We start from the raw sequence: 10,642 nt of genomic DNA, 5'->3' as shown, positions 1-10,642 counted from the left end.
TCTATTTTGAAGATTTTAGATGACCGTTTTTTGGTAAAATAACAGGACAAAAACCACCAAACATTTTATCTGAAAAAATGAAAATTTGGAAAAAGATAATGATAGTTGGATATTTTTTCTTATCTTCGTAGAGTAATAACTTAGCCCACTAACAGCAATGAACTGAAAAGTGGGTACAAAACTAAAAGCAAATGAACATAGGAGATAAGGCGCCCGAAATATTAGGACGCGACCAAGATGGAAAGGAAGTGAAGTTGGCAGACTTCAAGGGTAAGAAATTAGTGTTGTACTTTTATCCGAAAGATAATACGCCCGGTTGCACGACAGAAGCATGCAATCTGCGCGACAATTATCAACGTTTTCTGGATGCAGGCTATGCCGTAGTGGGCGTGAGCGTGCAAGACGAGAAATCGCACAAGAAGTTTATTGAGAAGCATGAACTTCCATTCCCACTGATTGCCGACACAGAGAAGACATTGAACAATGCCTTTGGCGTATGGGGTGAGAAGAGCATGTGCGGCAGAAAATACATGGGAACTTTCCGCACCACATTCATCATCGACGAAGAAGGTAAGGTGGAACGTATTATTACACCGAAAGAAATCAAGGTGAAAGAACACGCTGCACAGATTTTGGAATAAAATTTTCCCCCTACTCTTCCGAACAAGGGGGATGCAAATGTAACGACTGAATCTTCCCGCAACAATCAAAAAAGCGGGAAGTTCTTTTCGCTATAAGAAAGCACGAGTACAAACTTCAGTGTTTTATACCTGCACTTGTCACATAGATAAGTAGTCCAATCATCTTAGTTCCCCCGCTTTCGGTGGAGCTGAGAGAGTCATTGCTCTTCCTACTCTTTCGTCATCAACATGCCGTTGCCTGCATCAATCTGCTGTCGCTCAACGTCCAAACGATAAATCATGATATTGTTAGGATCGCCAAAATCACATACCAACTTTCGATTTTCGTAGTAAAACGTTCCAGAAGATTTTTCTCCGTCAATGCTCTCTGTGATTTTGTTTCCATGGATGGACAACAGAATGTCGCCATATTCGGTCGTAAACTTCCAGTTTCCCTGAATCCAACTGGGTGCTTTGCCTGGATGAATTTCATCATAAGGATCGACAGATTCGTCCTGCACGGCTGTTGAATTATCATCTTGAGAAGGCACCCCCATTGTAGTTTCTGACAAAGATGCACCATTATACTCATGCGTCTTAGCCGACTTCCAACAACTTCTGATGCTAAATACAACCATAATGAGCACAACAAAAAAGATAAAAGTGCAAGAAGTATAAAAATGCCCCTGCTGTTTTTGTTGTTGTGTGGGTGTTGCTTTACCCGTTACGGAGGAAGGGCGACTCGGCTTTGAGGCTGTGGAAGCGTTCGGTTTTTGCCAATCTAATATTTCAGATGACGACGGATGTGAAGTCGTGGAAGTCCTGCCAGCAGGCGTATCACTTGAGGTTTCTTCATTATCCAAAACACCTCCCTGCGGAGAGTCGGTTGGAGTTTGCTGGTTGTACACCCCTTCCGTTCGGTCAAATTCGCTGACAGTGTCCTCCTCTTGTTGAGAGTCTACAAGATGAGTAAACGGAGTTCCACATCTGGGGCATACACACGACACCTCTGTCATGCCAAATGGAATGTTTGTCTCATATCGCAACCTACACTTCGGACACTTTACTTGCATATTCTCTTTCACGTTTTTAGGACATAAGCACCTGCATGGGCTTAACCAAATTTTACAATTGCCTTGTTCGTAATTCGCCAAGAATCATTTTCCAAGACGGCAGTTCCTTCTTCAAGGGTCTGAATTTGTTGAGGATAAGGCGACAAATTTCCCTGAACCTTACAAGCGGTTTTTACAAATTGAGACACACTAATCATGGCAGTAGCAATGGCATCGGGCGTATCGAGCATGATAAACGTTCCATGAACACCATCGGTGGTGCTTAACTGGTAAATGCTTTTTCCTACCTGTTCGGTTTCCGAACTTCCAGCAAAGACACCCTCATCGTTGGGAGCTGTCATGAACAAGATGCGATGTTGAGGCGCTTTCCCCGCTGTCTGCATATCTGTCGGGGCGGAATTGACAATAGATGCCTGAACAGCAACCGTCTCTTTGTTTTCCTTGTCCGTAGAGATTTCTATCGGATGGGATGAATGTGCCTCGATTTGCTGTTCTAAAGATTCTACCCGTTTATTCAGTTGAATAAGATGTCTTTCCAATTCTTGGATTCTATCTTCATAGGGTTCGAGCAAAGACTGTATTTGCCGTTCTATCTTACTTTCAAACATATTGATTTTTCTATTGTCCACATTGCACTAATGCAGATGATTGATAAGATTGTCACGGATACTTCCGATAATAGGATAAAAGAAGAGTGTATCCTCTATTGCATCACTTCCATTCTTCTCTTCTTGGTTCTTATTAACGAAATTCCAACCATTGATGAGATGATGTTCCAAGTCTTTATTCACCAACTCTTTGAACATCTGTAGGCTTCGGTTGTCCACCAAGAAACGATCTACAACGTGAATATCCTCACACAACTGGCAGAAGAAATCATTAAATTCACGCACTTGCGCAATTATCTGTGCACGCACTTGAGGATTTTCCATGTCTTCATAGCGCACAGTTTCTTTCTCTATCATTGAATAGTTGTACTTAATGGAATTGTCAAAGCTATCCATTAAACGATTGAGCTGCATCACTTCTTCCACGCCCCTACTGTCATTCACCTGCATCAATGCGCCACGACAAGTGATTTGCTTTGGCTCATTCTTCTCCATGACAATGTTAAACCCGTCTGCATTGTACTTCTGACCATACACACGCTCAATAACAGCCTGCGAAATCAAATCCAAATCTCGCTGCGTTCCAACGATATCAAGGACTTTTGAACCCGTACCAGAAAACATAATGCTGCGTGGCATATCCAAATTTCGATGCTTCATCATCTTTGCGACATAATAGATGAGGGTGACAAAGAAGTAGATAAAAATTATTTTACGCGGCTCGTCCTCATTCAATCGCATATTATAAGAGAACACATCATTTTGGGCAACCACTTTATTGTTAATGACCGAAAATAAAAAAGCATTGATATCTTCTGATTTACGCTTAGCGGTAATGTCGTCCAAAATACCATTTAGCTCTCCATATCTGTCATCATCGCTATCGAACAAGCGTTTGAAGTAATCCACATACTTAATTAACATGGGGTTTGTGTCGCCCTGCGGAACATCTGAGAATCCATCTCCAAACAGGACATTCGCTGCAAAACGGAACGAAGTGAGGATAGTTGGTTGCTGCGCATTGCTCTCATAAACAACGATGTCGCTTGAGCCGCCACCGATATCAATACTTGCTACGGTGTTGGCGGCACCCTTAAACGAGCTCGAACTCTTATAGAAATAGTAAGGAGCCACACTTTCGGGCATCTGAATGAGATTGTTATTCGTCACTGGAATGCCAAAAACTTCTGTGAAAGTTTTTGCCCACATTTCGCCCAACTTACGCACATTGCCCACTTTCATGGATAGCGGATAGAACCACACCAATCGAGTTTTTGTAATGTCACCATTTTCCAACAAGACTTTGGTACGCATCAACAACGCCAACTCCATGAGATAAGCCCTAATTCGCTTGCTATTAGCCATCTCAGTAGACCATTTCAGATTAGGAACAATGCGATTTCCATAGCCTATCGATTCTTTTTCGTAAATGAAAGGGATGTTGGCATCACCCAAAGCAACAATTTGGTCGACGTTCATGGCATCTAATCGCTCACATTCTGACAATACCGTTCGTTGTGGAAATCCATAACTTTCTCCAATCACTTTGGGCAAGAATTCTTGCTTCATGATGACATCGTATAAAATACTCTCTCCATTATAGGACGTTGCGATAAGACGTTCACGTGCTGTAGAACTAATAGAAAGAGGTTCTGGCATGTTATCAGCCTTCATGGATTCAACATGAGTGTTGGTTGTTCCAAAGTCAACGGAAAAGGTGTACGCATCATGTCCAGGGACATAAGATGGCCAACGAGGACAAAGAACACCTTGTGCGGAGGTGTTTCCGTGATCATCAGATAGTGTGATAGCAATATAATCAAAATCACTTTGCAAACGATAATAAGTAGAACCTACACGCTTTTCTGACTTTAATGAACGATTACGGATAAGAACTTCATCTTCTTGCATTCCATTTCGATAGCCATTTTTAAGGAAAGTCAAGTCAATATTGAAATTCTCCAAAGCACCCAAAGCCCTATCTACCAGTTGCACGTTGTATTGTTTCAAGCCCTGAGCTCGAACAAAAGGAAAAACACTCAAGGCAAAAGGCACTGTGATAAAGTGTCCGTAATTGTTCTTCTCATCGAAAGCAAAATCAATGTTAGAGGTTGATACATACGTACGTTGAAGCGTGATGAAGTGTCTTTCTTTTTTAACAGGTATTCGCAAGATAGCTGTCACCTTTTCTATACTTCCTGACACCGTATGTTGAAGTTCAAAACGAGGTCTTCCTTGAATGGTTCCCCAAAGGTCTTGTACATCAAAATACTTAAAATATAGAGGCTTCAATGGTAAAACAAAACTGCACTGGTCGATTTCTCGTGAACCAACTGTAAGATTTCCTTCAAAGAAACAATCCTTGTCAAGCGTATAATCCAACTTGATTAAGGACGGTTGGAAGAAGTCATCGTCGGTTAACCAAGGATACTGATGAGTCGTTGCAGGTAGGATACGCTTTTCTGGAGCAACAGCATAGTCTGCTGGAGTTATTTGAGTGTTGTCATCCCAAGTGCCTGTGATGTATTTGAAAGAATCTACTTGCGTGGCAAGAAGATGATTTTGCAACACCAGAGGTATCACATCCTCGACCGAACGTGAAGGAATCATCTTAAAATCACTTTCGGCAATTGCCTGTTGGATATCCTCTGGGCGAGCTGAATAGAAGGGTACGCCCAGCGCTTGTATGCCTTCATCAAGAGGCATGAAATTATTTTCCAAGAATGAACGCGCATTTTCCACATGTCCTAAATCCATAGCAGCAGGATTACCTATTTCACTTAGTATTTCATCTTGTACTGTTTTCGACAAAAGAGAGAAATTAGTAATCAGATAACTGTTCACTTCCTCGCATTGATTCTTCAAGTTTGGATAGGCTGTAAACAGCGCATAAATGTATTTGATGAACCGTGCATCACGCATATAGAGTGGTCGCCAAAGCTCAAACAAATTGACATTTTGCTCCACAGGCAAATCATACATCCCCTCCTTCGCATTCGGCGAAGCCATAAAGAGAGTGACTGGGGAGGTTGATCCGATGACTTGATTTCCATAAACCAAGAAATAAAGTCTATCCATAGAATCAAAATTAAAAGCTTCTTGGTCTTGTTGCAGGAACATCTCAAGCGTTTCACCCAACAATTGATGTTGTGGTGAGTCCTTTAATCTTTGTAGTTCTGTACTACGATTCCATTCAATAATATGCAATTGATTACGCAATTCGGAATAATTGAAAAACAACTGTGCAACATCTAACGCATTTGCAACAAGCTTTTCATCCATTGCTTCTCCTTGTAGACGTTCGTGCATGGAGAGCCGTTTGAATGCGTTTTTTACCAAATCCATTTGTGCAAATGGAGACGGAATAGCGGTACGAGGTTGTTGAGATAGCCCATCATTAGGGTCTTCTATCATTGCTATCTCGTCTGCATTATACTGACTGGTGAGAGGAATCCATCCTTCTCCCGTTGTTTTCTTATTATATGATAATATCTTTGACATGAAATATCGTTTCTATATGACGGCTCAACTTATATTACACTATGGAGTTATATTTTTCATCCAACAGCTTATCCAAGGCTTGATCCAACAAATCCATGAGTTTATATGCCACTTGATCCTCACCATACTTATGAGATTTCGTAGCTTGTTGGCTCGTTTTATTCAATGTAGAGAGCACTGTCTTGTAATCAATGGTTGACTTAAACAGACCAGTCTTTGGTGCTATATCCGTTAGAGCGTCAGAAAGTTTATCTGTTGTAAGATTGAAAGGAATAAAGCTCCGTTGGTTTACTTTGAGTTCTTTTAACCATGTGCGGTAAGCAACAAAGAAATTACTGGTCAATGTATTATAAAAACTTGTCGACACAAAACTCTTTCCTATCTCTGGCTTGTCTTCTGTGTACCCTCGTCCAATATCATTTTGAAGTTGGTTGGTTATATACAGATAAGCTAAATAAAACTTTGCCATTTGCTTATTGATTTGATTTCGAGTAGAGATACCAAAATCTTTCAATGAGAGTGTTCGCTTGTCGTTTGCCAATCCATACTCCTTAAATATAGGATTGAGTGCCATTCCATCAATTGTTTCCATCTGACCATCGGGTATCTGCAAAAAGTCTAAGATGGATAGTGCACCAACATATTCTACTACATGGGCATCGTTACGCTGACCATTCCCACCGGGATCATTAAAATATGGATTACTCGGTACTTCATCCCCCAAGTAATAACATACATTCACCTTCGACTTAGGCAAGTCAACTCCCCCTTGTCGAATCCCTGTCAGGTTATCATGATAATAGAATAGAGCCGACTTTGTTTTAGAAATGAAGTCTGCTCGCGAGATAGGACTATTCTCATCTTGCTGCACATTAAAGTAAGGAAGCACGGTAAGCGTTCCTATTTTAGCATCACGCAAATCACCACGGTTGTTAATCTGAATGTTGTTCCCCGCATTTCGGATATTCTTCACAATAATAGGATAGCCAGCTGCTCCTGTTCCTCCAAAGATGCTGCTCACCACAAATATGCGGTCATTCTTTTGGAACACATTGGAGAATTGTCGAAATTCTTCTGAATCCTTGAACTGATTCAAGGCAACAGAGCCGATATTGGGCGATCCAACGAAACCAATGTCCATCTTTGTGTTGAGTTGGTCGTTAGAAAACAACATCGAACATAACGCTTGATTGCCAGAATCTAACGTTGCATAAGAAATAAAATCTTGAAACTTCTGGGAAGCAATGGAACCCATATTGAAGATGAAAGTATCACTTAGGTTACTTCCATTGGGCAGGATGTCGCTCAATGTTGATATCTTCACGGAATAAAAGCCATGCGTTACGTCTACCGATTCGCCATACAGAGATTTCCGTATCTGTTTATACCAGCGCAAAAGGTTGTCGGTACGCTTCAAATCTTCATTTGCTTTATGTGGATCTACGATGATAGGAATGACTTCCAGTGGCATCGGTTTACCCGATTCGGTTGTAGGATGTACCCCAGCAGCAAACTGCATGAGAAGAGGACGCATGACACGCGACCCTGTTCCACCTACTAAAAACAAAAATAGTCTCACAATAATATTTCTAATAATTCATAAACTTCACAAACATCTTTCTACTATTCTGGTATTGGCGTATGCCTGCAATTGGAAGACCACCAACGCATGGAGTAGCTCGCAATGATGAATAGTACCGCCTCAACTGCAAGATTGATGATACAGAAGGCTGAGAGTTGCCCACTAAAGTCCAACCCATCATCTGCAAATACATGATCTGCGTAGGCATAGGTAATGAGGGGAACGATGACCACGGCAACACATAACATGATTAACCAATGATACCAACGTGAAAAACTCACCGAATTGATGACATAATAGTAAATTCCAGATAGCCCCCATGCCACCACTGCAGTGACAATAGCGACCACCAAATATAAGTTGGCGGCGTACATCTCGTTAGAAAACTCCCGAGAATAGAAGAGAGATTCAAACAGAGGAGTAGAAAAAATAATGAAAAGGAGTGTCAATATGGCTCCTGTAATTAATAATATGGTATTCTTTTTCATATTTCAAAGGATTGTTCTTCAATTGTGGCAAGTACCTATGAGTATTCTTTTTGGTGGTTTTTTTGAGCTGTCAATTATCTCTTAAATTCTAATTCCAACTCAAAGTAATAGGGCTCTCCATCCGACTTTTTTTGATAACTGTTATATATTCCTTGTAATAAATATTTCAGTCCAAAAGTGGTTTTACTGTCAACAGTGGTGTCATCATCACTTGATGAAGCTGCTACCCACGCTGGCAAATGATTCATCAGCTTGATATCAACATCCTGATTATTCGATAATTTCTCAAAGGATAATATAAATAGGTGTGTAGCAGAACCGATATATTTCTTCTCGGCTGGTGTGATATCCGCTTTAGTGATAGGACGGATTTCTTCAATGGTGATTTTGTCGTCCGACTCAATCTTATAGTTGCGAATGTCTGTCAAGTAATCTTCGTCAATAAGCATTTTACTTAAGTCAACCGCTAACACTAACCGAACGTCGCCACTGTTTTTATCTTGCTTGACTCCTTCTATATCTTTAATCTGTGACCCTTGCCCTCTTTCTGGCTGGAAGCGTCCTCGTATCTTCGGATGACTTAACAACAAGGAATAATAAGGCTCGTAAACATCATCGGATTCGAATAGATACATGTTCTGATATCCTTTGAGTTCGGACAGTTTGGCAAACGATCCGTAGTCGGGATCAGTGGTCAGACGAGCAATGTTCTCATTATTTCCAACTATCACAATATAATAAGGTCGCTTTCCATGATAAGCCGTTCCCTTACTGGGAGAATTGTAAGGATAGTACAACCCATCGTAAGACCCCATCATCTTAACAATGAGCATGGACTTTTTCTTTACTTCATCTTTGAAAACTGTATTGGTCATGCTCTGAGCTTCAGCGAAAACTTTCTGCGGATTGACGCCCATCATATTCTTTGTAGAATAAATCATGTCAGTCATCAAGATGCTAATTTCATCGTCTTTCGTCTTGTTCAGTATCTGATTAAATATGGCTCCGAAGTCCGTGTAGCTTGGATCGCCAATGCCCTTTGTTGTCGCAAAGATGTCATTGTCGTTCACAAACTGCTGGATTCCTTGCGGATAAGGATTGATAGAACTATTCACTACATAAATTTTATGCTGCGAATTGTTGCCTGGCAAGTTGTTCAGCATCTGCACAATGGCTGCCTTGAATGAGCCATCGCCTTGCGGAGAGTCGTAAGCAATCATGGAGCCAGACCGTTCTAAGAAGAAATTAATTTTGATGGGTTCGTCATTCATCCCTACGAAATCTATCTTCTTCGCCTCACGCCCACGACTAAAAAAGTCTTCTATGTACTCTTTTACTTCGTCTTTATCAAGCTTTCCGCCCTCATAAAACTCCTTAAAATTTGCTTTCTGACTATCAAGGAACGACTCTATCGTCATCCAGTCATCGTGATCTATGACAGCATCGTCTCCAGCAAGTTCAAGGAGCAGGTGGTTCAAATCTTTCTTTGCACTATTTCCGCAACTTACTAAAAAGGCGGTAACCGTCATGAAAGAAAGGATAACCCATGAGCATAATATCTTCTTCATTCTCTTTATCTTTGTGATATTTTATACAAAAGGTCGTAGCACTGTGAAGCAGAATCTCCCTTTATACAAACAAGTACATAAAGTAATGATAGATAAGGCGAACCTAAATCTTCCATTGTATTCTCTACAAAGTGCCTATTCCATGCAAAGATAATGTAAAGAGAGCGGACTTACAAATAAATTAAGTCTTTTTTATTTTTTCTAAACGCTTGGTTTTCATGAAACAAGAAACACACTTCCCAATAGGAGTTCAATGCCTCAAATCATGAACGCCAGCTAAGTAACAAGGCACATAAAAAAGAGTACTCAACAACTCGAGTGCTAAATATCATCCTCTTCTTCCGGATCCGAGTCTGTATCATCCAACCTCGTGTTGCGCGTATCCAGTTGCGTGTCTTTATGAATAGTGATTGCACCTAAGTTAGAAACCTTCATCACCAAGGGTACATACTCGTCGCTCATCTTGTCGGGCGAGCCTACACTAACCGCAAATTGAATATAATTACCTTCGGCTTTGTCGAACACAATACCAAGAAGGGCACTGTTTTTTCGATACGATTCATCTACATACGACACAAAATCTGCCTTAGAAAACGTGCGATTAAAAAACTCAGAGTGGTCTTGTCGAAGAATTTTGAGCGTAATTTGATTGTCATAATACTTGTTTCCCATGCCGTCATCTGCCAAAGGTAAAGCTTTATCCGACTGTCTACTCACCTCAACAACATAGTTGGTGCCCAACCACTCCACAGGCATTGATTGGTGGTAATCGCCCATTGACTGCGTTTCCTTCTTCTGTGCTGGCTTCGGTTTGGTAGCAATAATATTGGAATCTTGCTTTTTTTCTGTGCAAGAGGACAACCCATTGCTTAGCAAGAGGAGCATCAAGAGACCTATCAAATTTTTCATTTCTTCTTTTTCCTAAATTGAATATGCACGCATTCGGTCACGCTTTCCAAGACTGGCACGGCGTACATTCATAGATTTATTATTTTGCAAAGGTAATAAGAAAAAGCGAAACTTTCTTCTATCAACACCTATTAATAACTTGTTGGTTCATGACTCATTCACTAAAAAATGTTGTTTTACTGTAATACCAAGTTTTTTGTTTGTTTCAAACGAACCAACGAAGGCACTCTCGAAACAAGGTTTTTGTCCTGTTATTTTACCAAAAAACGGTCATCTAAAATCTTCAAAATAGA

The 10,642-nt window shown here is 40.7% G+C and carries 8 protein-coding genes; 1 reads left to right on the top strand and 7 read right to left on the bottom strand.

Annotated features, from left to right (window positions below):
* Window positions 1-191: 191 nt before the first annotated feature.
* A complete protein-coding gene (gene bcp, locus HMPREF9304_RS00730) occupies window positions 192-641 on the top strand; it encodes a thioredoxin-dependent thiol peroxidase (RefSeq protein WP_036925778.1) in 450 nt (149 codons plus the stop codon).
* 209 nt (window positions 642-850) lie between these two features.
* Here bcp and HMPREF9304_RS00725 read toward each other — a convergent pair whose 3' ends face one another.
* The 7 genes from HMPREF9304_RS00725 to HMPREF9304_RS00695 form a co-directional block, all read right to left on the bottom strand.
* Window positions 851-1,705, bottom strand: coding sequence for a hypothetical protein (locus tag HMPREF9304_RS00725; RefSeq protein WP_156104732.1), 855 nt, complete (start codon window positions 1,703-1,705; stop codon window positions 851-853).
* A 29-nt stretch (window positions 1,706-1,734) separates the two neighbouring features.
* Complete coding sequence (locus HMPREF9304_RS00720) at window positions 1,735-2,301, bottom strand: hypothetical protein (protein WP_036925773.1); 567 nt, start codon at window positions 2,299-2,301, stop codon at window positions 1,735-1,737.
* 27 nt (window positions 2,302-2,328) lie between these two features.
* Entirely contained in the window at window positions 2,329-5,802 is a 3,474-nt protein-coding gene (locus HMPREF9304_RS00715) for a hypothetical protein (protein WP_036925770.1), read from the bottom strand.
* Window positions 5,803-5,836: 34 nt separating this feature from the next.
* Window positions 5,837-7,321 (bottom strand): hypothetical protein, encoded by a 1,485-nt coding sequence (locus tag HMPREF9304_RS00710; protein ID WP_197061620.1) that lies wholly within the window; start codon window positions 7,319-7,321, stop codon window positions 5,837-5,839.
* A gap of 104 nt (window positions 7,322-7,425) precedes the next feature.
* Window positions 7,426-7,872 carry a hypothetical protein gene (locus HMPREF9304_RS00705; protein WP_036925764.1) on the bottom strand — a complete coding sequence of 149 codons (447 nt, stop codon included), beginning with the start codon at window positions 7,870-7,872 and terminating at the stop codon, window positions 7,426-7,428.
* A 74-nt stretch (window positions 7,873-7,946) separates the two neighbouring features.
* Window positions 7,947-9,440 (bottom strand): hypothetical protein, encoded by a 1,494-nt coding sequence (locus tag HMPREF9304_RS00700; protein WP_036925761.1) that lies wholly within the window; start codon window positions 9,438-9,440, stop codon window positions 7,947-7,949.
* A 321-nt stretch (window positions 9,441-9,761) separates the two neighbouring features.
* A complete protein-coding gene (locus tag HMPREF9304_RS00695) occupies window positions 9,762-10,349 on the bottom strand; it encodes a DUF4738 domain-containing protein (RefSeq protein WP_036925758.1) in 588 nt (195 codons plus the stop codon).
* Between the last annotated feature and the right edge of the window lie 293 nt (window positions 10,350-10,642).

The organism is Hoylesella timonensis S9-PR14, from assembly GCF_000762405.1.
GTDB classification, from domain to species: Bacteria; Bacteroidota; Bacteroidia; order Bacteroidales; family Bacteroidaceae; genus Prevotella; species Prevotella timonensis_A.
The sequence above is the reverse complement of the archived record's forward strand: the minus strand, read 5'-3'. Positions and strand labels throughout refer to the sequence as shown.

Excerpts from the sequence above, each read along its gene's own strand:
- bcp (WP_036925778.1), top strand. The coding sequence starts at position 192 with ATGAACATAGGAGATAAGGCGCCCGAAATATTAGGACGCGACCAAGAT.
- HMPREF9304_RS00720 (WP_036925773.1), bottom strand. The coding sequence starts at position 2,301 with ATGTTTGAAAGTAAGATAGAACGGCAAATACAGTCTTTGCTCGAACCC.
- HMPREF9304_RS00715 (WP_036925770.1), bottom strand. The coding sequence starts at position 5,802 with ATGTCAAAGATATTATCATATAATAAGAAAACAACGGGAGAAGGATGG.
- HMPREF9304_RS00710 (WP_197061620.1), bottom strand. The coding sequence starts at position 7,321 with ATGCAGTTTGCTGCTGGGGTACATCCTACAACCGAATCGGGTAAACCG.
- HMPREF9304_RS00705 (WP_036925764.1), bottom strand. The coding sequence starts at position 7,872 with ATGAAAAAGAATACCATATTATTAATTACAGGAGCCATATTGACACTC.
- HMPREF9304_RS00700 (WP_036925761.1), bottom strand. The coding sequence starts at position 9,440 with ATGAAGAAGATATTATGCTCATGGGTTATCCTTTCTTTCATGACGGTT.
- HMPREF9304_RS00695 (WP_036925758.1), bottom strand. The coding sequence starts at position 10,349 with ATGAAAAATTTGATAGGTCTCTTGATGCTCCTCTTGCTAAGCAATGGG.